Source organism: Campylobacter sputorum subsp. sputorum, from assembly GCF_008245005.1.
Classification (GTDB): domain Bacteria; phylum Campylobacterota; class Campylobacteria; order Campylobacterales; family Campylobacteraceae; genus Campylobacter_F; species Campylobacter_F sputorum.
Map to the genome: position 1 here is coordinate 1,603,107 of NZ_CP043427.1, position 18,656 is coordinate 1,621,762.

At 30.5% G+C, this 18,656-nt stretch carries 14 protein-coding genes, 4 tRNA genes and 1 pseudogene; 14 read left to right on the top strand and 5 right to left on the bottom strand.

Going from position 1 to position 18,656, the window contains the following annotated elements; all coding sequences use genetic code 11:
• The first annotated feature begins 26 nt into the window (after positions 1-26).
• The 6 genes from CSPT_RS08220 to CSPT_RS08245 all read left to right on the top strand — a co-directional run bounded on the left by CSPT_RS08220 (position 27) and on the right by CSPT_RS08245 (position 6,803).
• Positions 27-1,052 carry an aspartate-semialdehyde dehydrogenase gene (locus CSPT_RS08220; protein WP_089183145.1) on the top strand — a complete coding sequence of 342 codons (1,026 nt, stop codon included), beginning with the start codon at positions 27-29 and terminating at the stop codon, positions 1,050-1,052.
• A gap of 132 nt (positions 1,053-1,184) precedes the next feature.
• A complete protein-coding gene (purB, locus tag CSPT_RS08225; protein WP_089183146.1) occupies positions 1,185-2,513 on the top strand; it encodes an adenylosuccinate lyase in 1,329 nt (442 codons plus the stop codon).
• 14 nt (positions 2,514-2,527) lie between these two features.
• On the top strand, positions 2,528-4,903 hold the full coding sequence (locus CSPT_RS08230; RefSeq protein ID WP_089183147.1) for a ribonucleoside-diphosphate reductase subunit alpha: 2,376 nt from the start codon (positions 2,528-2,530) through the stop codon (positions 4,901-4,903).
• Positions 4,904-4,956: 53 nt separating this feature from the next.
• Positions 4,957-5,355 (top strand): DoxX family protein, encoded by a 399-nt coding sequence (locus CSPT_RS08235; RefSeq protein WP_089183148.1) that lies wholly within the window; start codon positions 4,957-4,959, stop codon positions 5,353-5,355.
• Between the two features lie 12 nt (positions 5,356-5,367).
• The gene (gene surE, locus CSPT_RS08240; RefSeq protein WP_089183149.1) at positions 5,368-6,138 is read left to right on the top strand and encodes a 5'/3'-nucleotidase SurE; all 771 of its coding nucleotides are present in this window, start codon (positions 5,368-5,370) and stop codon (positions 6,136-6,138) included.
• On the top strand, positions 6,126-6,803 hold the full coding sequence (locus tag CSPT_RS08245) for a tRNA threonylcarbamoyladenosine dehydratase (protein ID WP_089183150.1): 678 nt from the start codon (positions 6,126-6,128) through the stop codon (positions 6,801-6,803). Before surE ends, CSPT_RS08245 begins: the two co-directional genes overlap by 13 nt.
• A gap of 116 nt (positions 6,804-6,919) precedes the next feature.
• Here CSPT_RS08245 and CSPT_RS08250 read toward each other — a convergent pair whose 3' ends face one another.
• The gene (locus CSPT_RS08250; protein ID WP_089183151.1) at positions 6,920-7,636 is read right to left on the bottom strand and encodes an MlaA family lipoprotein; all 717 of its coding nucleotides are present in this window, start codon (positions 7,634-7,636) and stop codon (positions 6,920-6,922) included.
• Between the two features lie 424 nt (positions 7,637-8,060).
• Here CSPT_RS08250 and CSPT_RS08255 point away from each other — a divergent pair.
• The 8 genes and pseudogenes from CSPT_RS08255 (at position 8,061) to CSPT_RS08280 (ending at position 11,750) form a co-directional block, all read left to right on the top strand.
• Positions 8,061-8,135, top strand: a tRNA-Gly gene (locus tag CSPT_RS08255).
• Between the two features lie 27 nt (positions 8,136-8,162).
• Positions 8,163-8,250, top strand: a tRNA-Leu gene (locus CSPT_RS08260).
• A gap of 18 nt (positions 8,251-8,268) precedes the next feature.
• Positions 8,269-8,342: transfer RNA gene (locus CSPT_RS08265), tRNA-Cys, on the top strand.
• A 21-nt stretch (positions 8,343-8,363) separates the two neighbouring features.
• Positions 8,364-8,519 (top strand): hypothetical protein, encoded by a 156-nt coding sequence (locus tag CSPT_RS09105; RefSeq protein WP_170228719.1) that lies wholly within the window; start codon positions 8,364-8,366, stop codon positions 8,517-8,519.
• 13 nt (positions 8,520-8,532) lie between these two features.
• Positions 8,533-8,620 (top strand) — tRNA-Ser (locus CSPT_RS08270).
• A gap of 418 nt (positions 8,621-9,038) precedes the next feature.
• Positions 9,039-9,206 carry a DUF4214 domain-containing protein gene (locus tag CSPT_RS08275; protein ID WP_089183152.1) on the top strand — a complete coding sequence of 56 codons (168 nt, stop codon included), beginning with the start codon at positions 9,039-9,041 and terminating at the stop codon, positions 9,204-9,206.
• 24 nt (positions 9,207-9,230) lie between these two features.
• Positions 9,231-9,350, top strand: a pseudogene (locus tag CSPT_RS09425) (DUF4214 domain-containing protein); the annotation flags it as partial.
• A complete protein-coding gene (locus CSPT_RS08280; protein WP_235610062.1) occupies positions 9,351-11,750 on the top strand; it encodes a hypothetical protein in 2,400 nt (799 codons plus the stop codon).
• A gap of 1,485 nt (positions 11,751-13,235) precedes the next feature.
• On the opposite strand, the gene CSPT_RS08285 is transcribed toward CSPT_RS08280, so the two are convergent.
• The 4 genes from CSPT_RS08285 to CSPT_RS08300 all read right to left on the bottom strand — a co-directional run bounded on the left by CSPT_RS08285 (position 13,236) and on the right by CSPT_RS08300 (position 18,606).
• Positions 13,236-14,525, bottom strand: coding sequence for a TolC family protein (locus tag CSPT_RS08285; protein ID WP_089183154.1), 1,290 nt, complete (start codon positions 14,523-14,525; stop codon positions 13,236-13,238).
• Positions 14,515-15,798, bottom strand: coding sequence for an HlyD family type I secretion periplasmic adaptor subunit (locus CSPT_RS08290; RefSeq protein ID WP_089183155.1), 1,284 nt, complete (start codon positions 15,796-15,798; stop codon positions 14,515-14,517). Before CSPT_RS08290 ends, CSPT_RS08285 begins: the two co-directional genes overlap by 11 nt.
• Positions 15,795-17,429: a type I secretion system permease/ATPase gene (locus CSPT_RS08295; protein WP_235610063.1), complete on the bottom strand. Its 1,635-nt coding sequence runs from the start codon at positions 17,427-17,429 to the stop codon at positions 15,795-15,797. Before CSPT_RS08295 ends, CSPT_RS08290 begins: the two co-directional genes overlap by 4 nt.
• Before the next feature lie 76 nt (positions 17,430-17,505).
• A complete protein-coding gene (locus CSPT_RS08300; RefSeq protein ID WP_089183157.1) occupies positions 17,506-18,606 on the bottom strand; it encodes a SapC family protein in 1,101 nt (366 codons plus the stop codon).
• Between the last annotated feature and the right edge of the window lie 50 nt (positions 18,607-18,656).

Sequence of the window (18,656 nt, forward strand, 5' to 3'; positions counted from 1 at the left end):
ATAAAATTTTATTTTAAAGGTCTACCATGAGAAAATACAATATTGCCGTAGTTGGAGCTACAGGTGCAGTTGGCGAAGAAATATTTAATGTTTTAGAAGAAGTAAATTTTCCTATTAATGAAATTTTACCACTAGCAAGTAGCAGAAGTGCTGGAAGCGAGATAGAGTGTTTTGGAAAAACCTATAAAGTAGTTGAACTTACAGATACAGTGTTTGATGAACACGAAATAGACATAGCTTTTTTTAGTGCTGGCGGGTCTATTTCAGAAAAATTTGCACCACTTGCAGCTAGAAGCGGTGCTGTAGTTATAGATAATACAAGTCATTTTAGAATGCAAAGCGATGTTCCTTTGGTTGTTCCTGAGTGCAATCCAGAAGATATAAAAGAGTGGAAAAATACAGGAATCATAGCAAATCCAAACTGCTCAACCATACAAATGGTTCAAATTTTAAAACCACTTAATGATGCTTTTGATATACAAAGAGTTGATGTTAGCACATACCAAGCAACAAGTGGAGCTGGAAAAGAAGGAATGGAAGAGTTAGTTACTCAAATGCAACAATTTTTTGCTTTTAAGCTTGATGAGTGCGAACCAAAAGTTTTTCAACACCAAATCGCACTAAATTTGATACCTCATATCGATGTTTTTTTGGATAATGACTATACAAAAGAAGAAATGAAAATGGTAAATGAGACACAAAAGATACTACATAAAAAAATCGAAGTAAGTGCAACTTGTGTTAGAGTGCCTATTTTAAGAAGTCATAGTGAAGCTATAACTATACATTTTGCAAACGCGATTGATGCAAATAAAGCAAGAGATGTTTTAAGAAATGCACCAAGCGTAGTTGTGGTAGATGAGCCATCTAAAAATATCTATCCTATGCCACTTCTTTCAACTGATACAAATGAAACTTATGTTGGAAGAATTAGAAAAGATAATTTTAGAGACAATGTTTTACATCTATTTTGTGCAGCTGATCAAATCCGCGTAGGAGCAGCAACAAACGCTGTAAGAATAGCACAAAAATGGATAGAATTAGAAGACTAAAACACATAATAGTCAAATTTAATACTAAATTAAATTTGACTATATCTTTAAAATTAAATATTTTAATGACTTTATAATAACTTTCTAGATAAAATAAATTTCTTACTTTAAAATTTCAAAAAAGGCGCTAATATGGTTGAGCGATACGCAAGAAAAGAAATGAAAGAAAAATGGAGTATACAAGCAAAATATGATGCTTGGTTGGAAGTTGAAAAAGCAGCTATAAAAGCTTGGAATAAGCTTGGCTTGATAAATGATAGCGATTGCGAAAAAATTATAAAAAATGCTAAATTTAATGTAGATAGAATTGATGAGATAGAAAAAACCACAAAGCATGATGTGATAGCATTTTTAACAAGTGTTAGCGAAAGTTTGGGCGATGAAAGCAGGTTCGTTCATTTTGCAATGACATCAAGTGATACCATAGATACAGCAGTTGCTTTGCAAATAAGAGATAGCTTAAATTTAATAATATCTGATGTTAAAAATTTAATGAACGCTATCAAAAAAAGAGCGTTTGAGCACAAAAATACGCTAATGGTTGGTAGAAGTCATGGAATTCATGGTGAGCCTATCACTTTTGGTTTGGTTTTAGCTATATGGTATGATGAAATTTCGCGTTCATTAGAACTTTTAGAACATGCAAAAAAGATTATAAGTGTGGGTAAAATCAGCGGTGCTATGGGAAATTTCGCTCACGCTCCGCTTGATCTTGAAGAGTTGGTTTGTGAGTTTTTAGAGTTAAAACCAGCTCCAGCTTCAAACCAAGTTATACAAAGAGATCGCTACGCACAAGTAATGAGTGCTTTGGCTATCCTTGCATCAAGTTGCGAAAAAATTGCAGTTACTATCCGCCACTATCAAAGAACCGAAGTTTATGAAGCTGAAGAGTATTTTAGCCCAGGACAAAAAGGAAGCTCGGCAATGCCGCACAAAAGAAATCCAGTTTTAAGCGAAAATGTAACTGGACTTTGTAGAATGATACGCTCTTATGTAATGCCAGCTATGGAAAATGTGGCTTTATGGCATGAAAGAGATATAAGCCATAGCTCAGTTGAGAGATTTATACTTCCAGATGGATTTATAACAGCTGATTTCATGCTAAATCGTTTGACAAATTTGATAGACAAACTAGTTGTTTATCCTGAAAATATGCTCAGAAATTTAAATTTAACTGGCGGTTTAGTTTTCTCTCAAAGAGTTTTGCTTGAACTGCCAAAAAAAGGCGTAAGCAGAGAAGATGCGTATAAGATAGTCCAAAGAAACGCTATGAAAGTTTGGGGCGATTTGCAAGAAGGCAAAAAAGCGATAGATGAAAATGGACATAGCCTGTTTTTGCAAAATTTACTAAACGATGAAGACTTAAATAAAGCATTAAGTAAAGATGAGATTAAAGAGTGTTTTGATTACGCATACTATACAAAAAATGTAGATAAAATTTTTACAAGAGTTTTTAAATAAACTAAGGAATTAAATTGAAAGTAATAAAAAGAAACGGTAGAACAGAAGAGTTAGACATAAGCAAGATTAAAAAATACACAAAAGAAGCTGTTGAGGGCTTAGATAATGTAAGTTTAAGTGAGCTTGAAGTTGATGCAAAAATTCAGTTTCGCGATATGATAACAACAGAAGAGATTCAGCAAACTCTCATAAAAACAGCTGTTGAAAAGATAGACATTGATAGACCAAATTGGACATTTGTTGCAGCAAGGCTATTTTTATATGATTTATATCATAAAGTTACAGGATATAGCGGATACAACCACCTTAGAGAATATTTTGAAAAAGGCGAAAAAGCTGGGCGTATAATGCTTGGACTTAAAGATAAATATGATTTAGATGATTTAAATTCGTACTTAGATTACAAAAGAGATTTACAATTTAACTATCTTGGTATCAAAACGCTTTATGATAGATATCTTATAAAAGATAGTAACGCTAAACCTATAGAACTTCCTCAACATATGTTTATGGCAATAGCTATGTTTCTTGCGCAAAATGAATTTGACTGCCAAAGCTGGGCAAAGAAATTCTATGATCTTATAAGTAAATTTGAAGTAATGCCAGCAACCCCAACTCTATCAAACGCAAGAACAACTCGCCATCAACTATCAAGTTGCTACATAGGCTCAACTCCAGATAATATAGAAGGAATTTTTGATAGCTATAAAGAAATGGCGCTATTATCTAAATTTGGAGGTGGTGTTGGCTGGGATTGGAATCAAGTAAGAGCAGTTGGAGGAAGTATAGATGGGCATAAAAACGCAGCTGGTGGCATAATTCCATTTCTAAAAATAACAAATGATATAGCAGTTGCAGTTGATCAACTCGGCACTAGAAAAGGTGCAATTGCGGTTTATGTAGAGCCGTGGCATATGGATGTAAGCGATTTTATAGACCTACGAAAAAACTCTGGCGAAGAAAGAAGAAGAGCACACGAACTCTTTCCAGCACTTTGGATAAATGATCTTTTTATGAAAAGAGTTGCAAACAACGAAAGATGGACACTTTTTGATCCAGTTGATGTAAAAGATCTTTGTGGGCTTTATGGGGAAGAATTTGAAAAAAAATATATAGAGTATGAAAATGATGAAAATATCCCAAAAAACACAATGCAAGCAAAAGAACTTTGGAAAAAAATCTTAACAAATTACTTTGAGACTGGAATGCCATTTTTATGCTTTAAAGATAGTGCAAATAAATCAAATCCAAATAACCACAAAGGACTTATAAGAAGTTCAAATTTATGCACAGAAATTTTCCAAAATACAGATCCAAGTTACTATAAAATAAAAGTAATTTATAAAGATAAAAGCATAGATGTTTTTGATGAAGAAGATGATGTAACAGTAGATGGCGGATATACAAAAAAAGCCAAAAAAATCACGGCACTTGATAGTATAAACTCTAAAGAAATTTATATCGTAGAAAAAGAAGTTATAGAGGGTAAAACTGCAGTTTGCAACCTTGCAAGCGTAAATTTAAGTAAAATCAACTCGCAAGAAGATATCAATAGAGTTGTCCCAATAGCTATAAGAATGCTTGATAATGTAATTGATTTAAATTTCTATCCTCACATAAAAGTTAAAAATACAAACTTAGCATCAAGATCAATAGGACTTGGAGTAATGGGCGAAGCTCAAATGCTAGCCCAAAAAGGCATAGAATGGGGAAGCTATGAACATCTCGTAAAGATAGATGAGATAATGGAAAATATAAGCTATAACGCTATTTACGCATCTTCAAATTTAGCATTAGAAAAAGGCAAATATCCTGATTTTGAAGGCTCAAAATGGAGCAAAGGCATTTTCCCAATAGATACAGCAAATCAAAAAGCAAAAGATCTTATAAAAAGAGATGGACTTTTTGACGAAAGAACAAGGGATTGGAAAAAACTAAAAGAAAAAGTTATGAGTGATGGCATACGAAATGGTTATCTTATGGCTATAGCTCCAACTTCTAGCATAAGCATTTTAGTTGGAACAACTCAAACCATAGAACCAGTTTATAAACGCAAATGGTTTGAACACAATCTAAGCGGTATGATACCAGTAGTTGTGCCAAATTTAAGCCCAGATACTTGGCAATACTACACACCAGCTTATGATATAGATCAAAGGCTTTTGATAAAAGCTGGTGCTATTCGTCAAAAATGGATAGATCAAGGTCAAAGTTTAAATATATTTATATCACTTGAAAAAGCAACTGGCGGCATTTTAAATCAAATTTACACACTTGCTTGGGAACTTGGATTAAAATCAACTTATTATCTAAGAAGTCAAAGTCCAGAAAACGAGATAGATCAAAAAAATGTAGTTGACAGAAGTATAGAGTGCGAGGGTTGTCAATAAATTTGACTAATTTTTGTTATAATAAATAAACAAGCATAGTTAAAAGGAAAAAAATGAAATTTGTAAATAGCCATAGCATAGGGCTTTTGTTTTTAAGAGTTTTTCTTGGGATATGCGTTTTGATGCATGGTATATTTAAACTAAATCACGGCATAGCAGGGGTAAAAAGTATGCTAATAGCTAATGGCTTACCACAAATTATGTCTTATGGTGTGTATATAGGAGAAGTTTTGGCACCACTTATGATAATATTTGGGGTTTTTACTAGATTTGCTGCTTTTATCCTTTTTGGAACATGTTGTGTAATTTTTTATGTAGCAAACGCATCAGCCCCTTTTAGCCTTACTTCATATGGAGGATTTGTAGCCGAGATAGTTTATCTTTATATCGGTGGAACTATATGTTTAATGTTTTGTGGTGGTGGAAAATTTTCTTTAACAAAAGACTATTAATCAAGGTAAAATGTGAAAGAAATACTAATAACAAACGATGATGGATTTGAAGCATTAGGATTAAGAGAACTTGCAAAAGCTCTAAAAACCATAGCAAATGTTACCATAGTTGCACCAAGTAGCGAAAAATCAGCTTGTGCTCACTCCATAACTTGTACTAGACCATTACGATTTATCAAAATAGATGATGGTTTTTTTAAACTTGATGATGCCACGCCAACAGATTGCGTATATTTAGCACTACATGCTCTTTATGAAAAAAAACCAGATCTTGTAGTAAGCGGCATAAATCACGGTGCAAATGTGTGCGAAGATATCACATACTCAGGAACTTGTGCCGGAGCAATGGAAGGGGTTTTACAAGGAATTCCATCGCTTGCAGTTTCGCAATACTACGACAAAGATGGTATCGAAAAATACGGCTTTGATTTAGCTTGTGAGATAACTCTTGATATCGTTAAAAATATTTTCAAAAAAGACTATCCGCTACCTAAAAAGCAGTTTTTAAATTTAAATATACCTTCTGTTAGCAAAAAAGATTATAAAGGTTTAAAAATAGCACCAGCTGGAGAGAAAATTTACTCAACTTCAGCTCAGCTAAACCGCGATCCACGTGGCATAGAAAGATACTGGATTGGTGCTGATTTTATGGATTTTGATATAAATCAAAATACCAACACAGACATAAGCATAGTTATGGATGGATATGCGTGCATTACGCCAATAAAACTAAATTTAACTTCTTTTGAAGAGCTAAAGAATATTTCTCAATGGATCAAATAGATAGATTTTCTCGCTCAAGATTGCTTTTTGGAACTAAATTTGAAAAATTTAAACAAACAAATATATTAGTTTGTGGATGTGGCGGCGTTGGCGGAGCTTGTATAGAAGCTCTTTATAGAACAGGATTTGTAAATTTAACCATAATTGATAAAGATATTTTTGAAATCACAAATCAAAACAGGCAGTTTGGAAGCGAAAATTTAGGCGAGAAAAAAGTAGAAGTTTTTGCAAATAAATTTAGTGGTATAAAACCTATTTTTGAAACTCTAACACCAGAGTTTATACAAAATTTTAACTTTAACAAATTTGATGTCATAATAGATGCCATAGATGATATGAAAGCTAAAATTGCTCTTGCTAAAAAGATAAACGATATAAATTTAAACTCTAAACAACAGATAATTTTTATAAGTTCTATGGGCGGAGCAAAACGCATAGATCCAAGTAAAATAAAAATTTCAAACATATGGCAAACTACAAACGATCCTCTTGCAAGAAAATTTAGAAGCGAATTAAAAAAGATAAATTTTAGTGGAAAATTTGATGTAGTCTTTTCAACAGAACTTCCAAAATGCACATCTTTAGGCAGTTTTATGGGTGTAACTGCAACATTTGGACTTTATCTTGCTAGCTATGTAGTTCAAAAAATATGCGAAGAAGAGTGATATTAATTTTGCATTTTTATATTATTTAATAACTTAATATATCATACCAATACCCAACTAATAAAAACCTCCTTTTATAAAACAGACAATTTTTACTTCGTCTGTTTTTTTATGTATCACTCGGAAATCATTTTTTTTCGTTTTAGACTATTGAAATCTCTTAAAAACTCGTATAAATTTTCCTCATCTTTAGTAAGAATTTCATACGCATTAGGTTGCAAAGAAGTATCGTTTATATATCTATAAGATTTTATAGCAACCGATGTCCATTCATTATCTCTATCAATGTATGTTATAGGATCTGCAAAATGATCGCCAACAAGACCAAACATATCTCTTAAATTTGATTGACCAAGTATCGGTAAAACTATAGGCATTCCTTCTCCTAGCCCCCAATACCCTAGAGTTTGCCCAAAATCTTCATCATGTTTTGGTATATCAAAATGCATACTAGCAGCATCGCTTAGCCCAGCAAAACCTATAGTTGTATTTATCAAAAATCTTTTTGTTTCATCAAGTGAGTTTTGAAATTTTCCTTGCAAAATGTTATTTATTAATCTCATAGGATATAAAAGATTATTAAAAAAATTGCTAACAGCGCCTTGCAAAGGATCTGGCATAACATAATCATAGCCTTTTGCCATAGGTATTAAAACATAACTATATGCATAGTGATTAAAATATGTCATAGGTTTATTATACCAATAAAGCGGGTCAAATTTATTTTCATCTACAACATAGTTTGCCTTAAATTGCTCTATTTGAGTATTATCTATGTCTTTTGCAAAAGATAAAACAACACCAATACTTAAAATCAAAAATAGCTTTTTCATTATTATTCCTTTATTTTTTGATAAGTATTATACTATATTTATATTTATTGAAACAAGCTATGCTATTTTTATGATGGATTTAACGATAAAATAAGCTCTTTTCTAAAACATTTAAAATCATATCGGCATAAAATAACAACCAAACCGATTTCTAGCATTACACAACCTTTTTCAAATTATTTTGCAACTATAAAAATCGATTTTTTGTAATGCACTTCATTGATGTTTTTATCATCATTTTCAAAAGCAATACTTGCAACCAAAACAATAAAACAAAAATTTTTCATAATATCAGCTAAATACTATACTATTATTTTTAAATTTTTAAAAAATATAACAAAATTTAGAAAAACAATTATATTTTTAACAAATAAAATAAATTTTTAAGGTTCTTTTGGCTAAAATGACACTTCATTTATTTTTTGCGGGAATAGCTCAGTGGTAGAGCGCGACCTTGCCATGGTCGATGTCGCGAGTTCGACTCTCGTTTCCCGCTCCAGTTTTGTGATTGTTTTGTTGTTATAGTGCCCGGGTGGCGGAATTGGTAGACGCAAGGGACTTAAAATCCCTCGGAAATTTCTTCCGTGCCGGTTCAAGTCCGGCCTCGGGCACCATTTTTATAAGTTATGCATGGCGACATGGCCAAGTGGTAAGGCAGAAGCCTGCAAAGCTTTTATCCTCGGTTCGAATCCGGGTGTCGCCTCCATATCAAATAAAAAGGAGATAAATGCGTTTCTTGATAGGTACTATTTTGGCATTAACTTTTTTTGTAGGTTGTTCTAATACTTGGCATGGTGCTAAAGAAGATACAAACAATGCTTATGAGTGGTCAAAAGATAAAGTAAACGATGGTGCTGGCTGGGTAGAGGAAAAAACAAGATAATCTACACTTATATCGGGAGATGGCTGAGTGGTCGAAAGCGGCGGTCTTGAAAACCGTTGAGGTGAAAGCCTCCAGGGGTTCGAATCCCTTTCTCCCGGCCATTTTATATAACAAATAGTGATATTTTGAACTTAAACAAAATTTTGGTTTATCAAACAAAAATTTATTACAATTTATCATTCTAAACTATACTAATTTAAAATATAATATTAATTTTAAATACTTATAAAATATTTATAATACAATCAACTTTAGAACACATTATGGATTAAAATGTATTAAATTTTTACATAAATTTGGCAACATTTTATATAAAATTTAAAATAAAAATTTATAATTTTTTTATATTTTAAACTTTTTTTGAAAATTTTATGGTAAAATACATTCTAGTATTTGTAAGAATACTATCGATAGTAAGTGATTGCAATCTCGGTTATAGATGAGTTAGTGTAATCAAACATTGATAAATCCATCGCTAGAAATTACAATTACTAAAATTACATTATAAAGGAGTCTTATATGGCTATAACAGAAGCTCAAGTAGCTAAAATGTATGTATTGGCATTAGGAAGAAATGCTGATGCTAGTGGTGCTAAATATTGGTTAGATTTAGCTAACAAAGGAAACTTTACAGAAGAACAATTACTTGGTGCAGTAATAGACACTGATGCTGCTAAAAAAGAGTGAGGAGATGCCTCTAAAAGTAATGAAGCTTTTGTAGACCATGTTTATAAAAATATCCTTGGTAGGGAACCTGATGCAGAAGGTAAAGCATATTGGGTTGGTATACTTTCACAAAATGGTGGGAATAAAACTAAAACAATACTTGATATGTATTATTCTGCTATAGTTGATCCAAAAGGTGATCAAGGTGCAAAAGATAAAGCAGTATTTGAAGCTAAAGTAGCATTATCTCAAAAATCTATTGATGCTGGTGTAGAATTTACAGATCCTAAATTTGAAGAATTAACTAAAATTTTTCAAAATACAACAAGAGACAATATTGAAACTCAAACAGAAGCTTTTGATAAACTTTTAAAATCTACAATATATCAACTTACAGAAAATGATGATAATGTAGTTGGCGCAAGCGGTGATGACTATTTTTCAGGTGTTGCTTATGTTGGTGATGGCTTTAATAAATCAACACTAAATCCACTTGATAAAATCGATGGAGGAGAAGGCATAGATACATTAAATATAGCTTATAAAGCAAATAACTTCTCTAGCAATAACGTTCGTGGACTAACTAATGATAAACTAGCTGCAGATTTAATAGGCGTTGAGAATGTTGAAAATCTTGTTATATCTTCTGAAGTAGGCAACTTTAATGTTACAGATGCTCTTGATGGTTATGATAAATTAAATATAACAAATACTGGTGCTACATTATTACGATCAACAGCAAAAGATGTAAATGTAGTAAGTGGTGGAACTACTACAATTACAACCAACGAAGCTACAGATGTAACTGTAAAAAGCGCTCATGATACTAACGTTACTGCCGATAAAGCTACAAATATAAACTTAACAACTGATGGTGATGCTACAGTTGGTAATGCTCATGGTGAAGGCAATATAGTTATAAATTCAAAAGGTAGTGCTACAGTTACTGCTCAAAAAGCTAAAGATGTAAATGTAACAGCTGATGAAGCTGCCACAATTGTTGCTGCAGCAGCTGAGAATGTAGTTGTAAATGCAAAAGAAGATTCTATGGTTACTGCTGAGAAGGCTACAACAGCTAAAATTGATTTAGGTAGCAATGATAAAGAACTAACTCCAACATTAACAGTAGTTTCTGATCTAAGCTTAGCAAATCTTTCTGTAGGTGCTGTTACACTTAATCAACTTAGCAAATTATCACTAGATAATGTTAAGCAAACTGAAGATTTAACAACAGCTTCAAAAGATATTAGTCTTGCTATCAATAAAACTAGTGAAGTTAAACTAGCAGCTGTTAGTTTAGAAAAACTTAGCCTAACTGGTAATGCAGCAGAAAAAGGTACAACTTTAGATTTAAATAAATCAGTTTCTTTAACTAACTTTGACGCTTCATCTCTAAATGGTGATTTAACTCTTAGTGCTAAAAATGTAGCTGATAGCACAATCAAACTAGGCTCTGGCAATGATGTATTAAAATTAGATACAACAGCAGCTAAACAAACTATAGATGGTGGTGAGGGAACTGATCTTTTAGTTGTTAAAAGTGCAACTGCAGAAATAGGTAAAGGTTCTTTAGTTATTAATAATTTCGAAGGATTACAAATTTCTGATGAACTTAATAATAATGTAGATATGGCTAAATGGGAAGGATTTAACTATATAGAATTAACTGAAGGTGTTAAGGCTGATGCTCCTCATAATATAACTAATCTTTTAAGCGATTCAACTATAAAAATTTCAACAAAAGCTATAGCTGCTCAAGATTTAACTTTAGAAGCAAAAGATGCTGATAAGAGCACATCTGATGTTATTAACCTTATCTTAGATCCACAATCTACTGCAGATGGTTTAAATTTAAGTGCAAATACTGTAAAATTACAAAATATTGAAACACTAAATTTAACTTCACTTGAAGATAGTGCAAAATCACCAGATGCAAAAAATCAGTTTAAAGTAAGTGCAGACGCTAACTTAGAAACTTTAAATGTTAAAGGCAATGAAGATACTGTATTAACATTTGCAAATGAAGCTACAGGGTTAAAAACTATCGATGCTAGCGCCTTAACAGGAAAGCTAACAGCTGATATATCTGCAGCTAGATTCCAAGCTACAACACTTAAAGGTGGTAGTGGAGATGATAGCTTAAAATTTAACTCTAATAGTAAAAATTTAGTTATCACAGGTGGTGATGGCAATGATACATTCGAAGTTACAGGAGATGCATTTGAAAATGCTAATACTAAAACAACAACAGATATAGCTAAAATAGCTGATTTTGAAAAAGGCGATAAAATAAAAATAGGTGCATTAGAGGAAGGTAAAGTTGCAAAATATGATGTAGACGGAAACATTGACTTTAATGAAAACTTCAATAAAGCAGTCGCGGCTGCAAATACAAGTATTTCTAAAGCAGCATACTTTACATATAAAGATGTTAATACTGGTTCAACTGATACATATGTAGTACATTCTCTTGATGGAAGTAGTGGTACTGCTGTAAAACTAGCTGGAACTATAGATCTTGCTAACGCTACAGTTGATGCTGGTAGTGACACTATAACACTATAAGTGTTTAAAACTTAGAGAGTTAAACTCTCTAAGTTTCTTTTTTTATACTACTAAATTTATTTCATTTAGTTCATAATTCTAATTTTTTTCATTTAAATATACTTTAACGCGAAAGTAATCAAGATTTTAAATCATTATTACACTCTTTTTTCCATTTAAACAATAGCTTAATCATCATTTTATTAACATTGTAAGGCGACTTATCCGCCTTAAAAATCCAAACTTATTAATTAACTTTATATCTAAATACTTTCTTAGTAATAACAAACATAACAATGACAAATTTTACTATAATATTCAAAAAAGAAATTTATGCAAAACAGCATTTGTTTATATTATGCTTAGAAAATAAAATCTGATTTTATATGTTAGTGTTACAGATTAAAAAGAATAGTTTAGGTTTAAGTAAAGTAAATTTGATTTATTACTAATTTTAATAGAATTTTATTGTATTTCTTTGCTCGAAATTTTGCATTATATATAAATTTACTTTCCTTTAAATAAAGATAGAAAAATCTTTTCTAATATCTATAAATTTGGAAAACTAAGTTTAATAAAGTTTAAAAATCCTCTATGTCGTTTATGTGATTATTGCTAAACCCAAACAAGCTAGTTGCAAAACTCATAAGAATTTTATGGTAAGTAAGAAGTATTTTACTATGTAATAACCTTTACTCTATAATCCATCATAAGTTTTGTTGCTCTAAATTATAGAGTTTTTAGTTTATGTATAAACTTTGCCATTTGCCTTGAAAACATTTCTCATTTGCCACAAAAACCTTAGCGTTTTATGACTAACTCACTAATGTTTTACCTTTACTCATAGGTATTTTTTAATTAATGCATTTTATACTTTCTACTTGTAATTACTAGTTTAAGCAAAGTAAAAATAACTATCGTCTATCTTGATTTTGCTATAAATTTTAATATGTTTTTTGCTTTACTGCATTAGCAACTTTAAAAAATACTCTCATTTATCATTAAAATGTAAATTTATTTGAAAATTTGAACAAATTTTGCCTAGAAATCTAACTAAATTTTGATATTTTATTTATCTCTAAATCTCGCAAAAATATTTCAACATTTCTATAAATTTAGCCCCAAATTTGTAAATATTTTATATAATTATCAATGTCATAGTGAGTAAAAGCTATTTTAATTATTTTACTTAACTACAAATTTATTAACAAAAAAATACCGTTAAATTTATGTCTATAAATTAATTTATGATGATATAGAAAATACAATATTTACAAAAACAGATAAAATCAAGTAGTAAAAATAAATCTTATTTAAATATAAACTCTAATGAAAAATTTATATAATTAAATTTAATTATTTTGTATGTCATTTCTAGTGATTTAGTAACAAATAATCTAATTTCAGCTATCATTTTATTGACTTATCATGTCATTATAAGCCTTTAAGTCTTAGCAATCCAAACTTATAATAACTTTATCTCGTAATGACTGGTATTAAATGATATTAAAAAGCATTTTGCAAATCTTGCATTGTATCAAGAGAGATATTGCCTATAAGATAATTTAGCTCTATATATGACATTACTAATTTATATGAAGCTTGCAATACATCATTTCTTGCCTTAAAAAGACGAGATTTTGCATCTAGTAAATCAACCAAATCTTTAAGTTTTTCCTCATAGCCTCTTTGTATGCTTTCTTCATATACTTGAGCGTGTGTTAGTGAATTTTGTGTGATTTTATACTCAAAAATATAGTTTTGAAAATCACTAAGCATTTGCTTTTGGTAAATTTCAACTTGTTTTTGCATATCTTGAAGTTTTTGAGCAGATGATAATTCAAGTAATCTTGCCTCTTGAACTCTTGAGCTTGTTGCACCGCCTGAAAAAATAGGAATTTTAAAACTTATCATACTCTCAAGCTTATTTTTTTCATCTCCAAAATCATCGTCATCTACATAATCATAATTATAATAACCTATAGAAAAATCAAGGGTTGGAAGATGTTCGCTTTTGCGTTTTTGATACTCTTTTTGTGCAATTTCTCTCATAACTATACTTTGCTTATAGTCTAAATTTTCATTTACATCCATAAATTTAGCCGTATCAATTTTTTCAAAAAAATCAAGTTCTAAATTTGAAAAACTATTTTTAGTTTGTATTTCTTCTCCTACTAATTTATATAATTCTAACCTAGCAAGTTCTATTTGCCTTTTTGCTTTATTTACTCCTAATATTGCCTCATCATATCTAACCTTAGCTTCTAAAGTATCCATTTTATTGCTAAGACCTAAATTGAGAAGTTTTTCCATACGCTCATATCTTATTTTATTTGTATTTTCGTAGCTTAATGCTAATTGTAAAGACTCTTTAGCATATGAGTAGTTAAAATACGCTTGTGCAACTTTTTTTGCTAATTCTTGTTTTTTATTTTCATATTCTATATCATTTTCTTTTGAAATAAGTTTTTGTCGTGAGTGTTCATACCAAAGAGGTGCTCTAAAAATTGATTGTTGTAAATTTACTCCGTATTTGAAAAAACTCTCATCTAATTGTCTGTGAGTTTTACCTTTCTTATATCTTTCGCCCATAAACGCACTCTCAAATGTAATACTTGGTAGCAGTGATGCAAGAGTTTGATTACTGCGTTCTTGTATAGCCAAATTCTCAAACATTTTACTTTTTAAATCACTATCATTTTGAAGTGCCAACTCATAAGCTTCCCATAATGTTGCTTCTCTAGCACAAAGAATTTGAGATAAAATAACTAGTGCAAAAAGTAGTTTATTCTTCATTAAATGCCCTTTTAAACATATCTGTAAATGGTTTTAAGAAATAATTTAATACAGTTCTCTCTCCAGTTTTTATAATAACCTCAGCTGGCATTCCTGGAAGTAAGAAAAATTTATTATTTTGTAAATTTTTCATCCCTTCTTTTGTAACAACTGCTTTTAGCTCATAATACGGATATCCTCTTTGATCTTCTAAACTATCTGCTGATATATATATAACTTTTCCTTCTATTACATGACTTTGTTGTGTATTAAAAGCACTAAATCTAATATCCGCATCAAGTCCAACACTAACCGTATCTATGTCTGTTGTTTTAAGCTTTGCCTCTATAATAAAATCCGTTTCGCTTGGGATAATTGACATAACTTTTTCTCCAGGTCTTATGACTCCTCCTATAGTATGGAGTTGTAACTCTACTATAGTGCCATCTACTGGGGATTTTAGTAAAGTTCTATTAGATTGATCTTTTAATGCTTTGTATTTTTCTTTAACATTTATAAGATCGTTTTTTGCAACTTCTAATTTTTTTAAAATATCTTCTTTAAATGATGTTTTTCTAAATACTATTTGAGATTTTGTTTCTGTAATTTGAACTTCTAACTTTGCTATCTCAGCATTTAAAGAAGCTAAATCTCCTTTTAGTGTAGTTTCTTCTCTTTGTAATTCCCTTAATCTAACTTTATCCGTTAGTTGCTCATCAAAAAGCTTTTGCCACTCTTTCATTTCTTCTTTTATAGATGTTATTCTCTCTTCTTTGGCTTTTGCTACAGCCTTTGTTCCTGAAATTTGTTTTTGTAGTTGAGCTATGCGTTGATTTAATATATCTATCTCATCGTTAAGAAGCTTGGATTGTTCATTAAATATAGTTATTTGTGCATTTTTGACCATACTTGCATCTTCAAAACCATCTATCTCATCACTAAATGTTATAGTTTTAGCGTCATCTTTTTGTGCTTCCAATCTAGAAACCAGTGTGCTATTTTGCAAAAAATTACTTCTTAGAATTTGCATTTGACTATCTAACATAGCGTTACTAATCTCTACTAAAGGATCTCCGATTTTTACATGATCTCCATCTTTTACATAGATTTTATCTATAACTCCGCCTTCTAGGTGCTGGATTGTTTTTTTGTTGCTTATAACACTTACTTTGCCAACGGCAACTGCAGCACTATGCAATGGTGCTAATCCTATCCATAACCCAAAAACACCTACTAATAAAAATATTATAAAAATACCAAATCGTATAGTTGGATTTTCGTTTTTAAGTATCAATTTTCATCCTTTGAATCATCTAAAGATATTTTATGGTTTTTTGGCTCTATTTGAGGCTTAGCTCCGGCAAGCTGAGTTAAAACTGCATCTCTTTGTCCAAAACATACTAGTTTTCCATCGCTTAAAACAGCTATCTTATCAACAGCTTTTAAAACATTTAATTTATGAGTGATTAAAACGATGGTTGCTTTTCCTTTTAATGCTAAAAGAGTATTAAATAAAGCTCTTTCACCTTCTTCATCCAAACTAGCATTTGGCTCATCTAAAACTATAATCTTTGGATTTTTATAAAGTGCCCTAGCAAGCGCTATCCTCTGTCTTTGTCCACCACTTAAACTCATACCGCCTACACCTATTTTTGTATCATAACCATTTGGTAAATTTAGTATCATTTCATGCACATTTGCGGATTTTGCTGCCTCAATAATAGCTTTACTATCAAGTTCGCCAAATCTTGATATATTTTGTGCAACACTTCCCTCAAAAAGCTCTACATCTTGAGGTAAATAACCTACAAATTTACCTATATGATCTGTGCTATACTGCCTAATATCAGCTCCATCAATCCTAACAACGCCATTAAAAATAGGCCAAATTCCTAAAACAACTCTAGCTAAAGAACTTTTTCCAGCAGCACTTGGGCCTATAAAAGCACACATATCACCAGCATTTAATGCTAAATTTATACCGATTAAAGTTGGAGTTTTTGATCCTGGTGGTATCATACTTACAGTTTCTAGAGAAATATCGCCTTTTGGATCTGGCAAAGTCAAATGCTCCCCTTCTTTTGGAAACTCTTCTAAAAATTTAGAAAGTCTTTGATAGCTTTCCTTTGTATTTTTATAACTTTTCCAACTAGAAATCAACAAGTCAAGAGGTGCTAAAGCTCTACCCATTATAATAGAACCAGCTATCATCATACCTGGATTTATTTCCATTTTGACAACTAAATATGCACCAAGTCCCAACATCAAAGACTGAGAAGCAACTCTAACTGTTTTTGATAAATTTGTATAAATACCAGCTTTAAGACTAGATTCAGAGTGTGTTGTTAAAAATATGTTATGTTTTTTTGACCAAATATCTTTTAGGCTTTGATTCATTCCCATAGCTTGAATAACTTCTGAATTCCTTAAGTTTGTGTCTATAAATTTCATTTCACTTCTATATGTTTCATTTGAAATCTGCAATCCTTTTTTAGTTGCTTTTTCATTAAGAAGTGCTATAGAAAATAAGATAATGGCTGAAACTATGCTAAAATAACCAAAGTATGGATGAAAAATAAATAAAATAAATATATAAAATGGAAGCCAAGGTGCATCTAAAAATGCAAAAACACCATTTGTACTAAGATATTGTTTTATAGAGTTTAAATCGCTCATAGCTTGAGACGATGTTTTACCCGGATTAGCAGAAGCTAATTTAAATGTTGCATCATAAATTCTCTCAGATAAATTCAAATCAATTTGATTTGCAAAAATAATAAGAAGTTTAGATCTTAAAATTTCAAAAAAACCTAAACAAATATATAAAAATACAACTATAAGGGTTAAGAAAAACAGAGTATCCAAAGAACGAGATGTAACAACTCTGCCATAAAGTTGTAGCATATAAAGAGGTGGTGTTAACATAAGCACATTGACAAAAGCGCTGAAAATCGCTGCATATATTATACATTTTTTAGACCGAATTATTGTTTGTTTAATTTCATTTATTTTCATCGTTTAAAATCTTTGTTGTTAAATTTTCTAAGTTATTTAGACTTCTTAAGTGAGAGTGTATAAGTTCTAAATAGCCTTTTCTAGCAAAATTTGCAAGTGTAGCATCATCTAGCTCTAAAAGCTTCTTTTTACTAACTATAGAAAAACCTTTTATAAGAACATATTTTTTGTTTTCATGTGTTACACTTAACTCTTTTTTTATTAAAATACCTGATTTTTTTATCTCTTCAAGTGCCGTAATTGTCTTTTCAAATTCTGCATTATAGTTTTTCATAGCTCCAATAGCTTGACTTAAAAACTTACTAGGTTCTCCATCATCTCCAAATAGTTTTTCGCCATCCCCGCTAAACTCTTTAGCATCTTCATCTATACAAAGTATATTTTCTTTATCTACTTTTGCTAATAAAAAAGGATAATTTTGTAAATATGCTGGTATATAGTCTTTAAAATTGTCATCAATGATTAAATTTGATGTTTTGCCTAAAAGCGCAATAAGTCTTGGAGAGGCATCATTTGTAAAAACTACAGGGAAATTTCTTTCACAAGATATAATCTCTGTTGCTAAAATTTCTGTATATGCTAAATTTGGAATTTTTTCTTTATGATATGTTATGTTTTTGTGTTTATTTTTAATTAATGGTACTATATTCATATAAGTCCTTTTTTTAAATTGTTGAATTTCTATTTTCTGTCCTATAGATAGGTTTTTTTGTGTATCCCTAAAAGTATAAGCATTTTTTGATACAAAATAAGCTAGTATGTCTTCAAACTGGCTTATATTTATATCTTTTACATCATATCTTTTTAGTTCGTTTTTTGGTTTTATTTCATAAGTTTTATTTCGTTTTCTAATAAAAACACTATTTAATGATTGCATAAATTTGGGTAAATTTTCTGTCTTTAAAAATAACTCAACCGATGAGTTTTCTAAAAGATATGCAAAAATTTCTGTATTTTGATTTTTTGCTATGCTAAAAAGTGTGTCTATATATATTTGTTTATCGCTGTTTGACATAAAAAAATTTCCCCTTTGTCTTACTAAAACATAAGGGGAAATAAATGTTCTAACTTGTCTAGACAAATACATCCTTTACTAAAATTACAAGCGTAATTTTATTACTTTAATACTTAAAATAA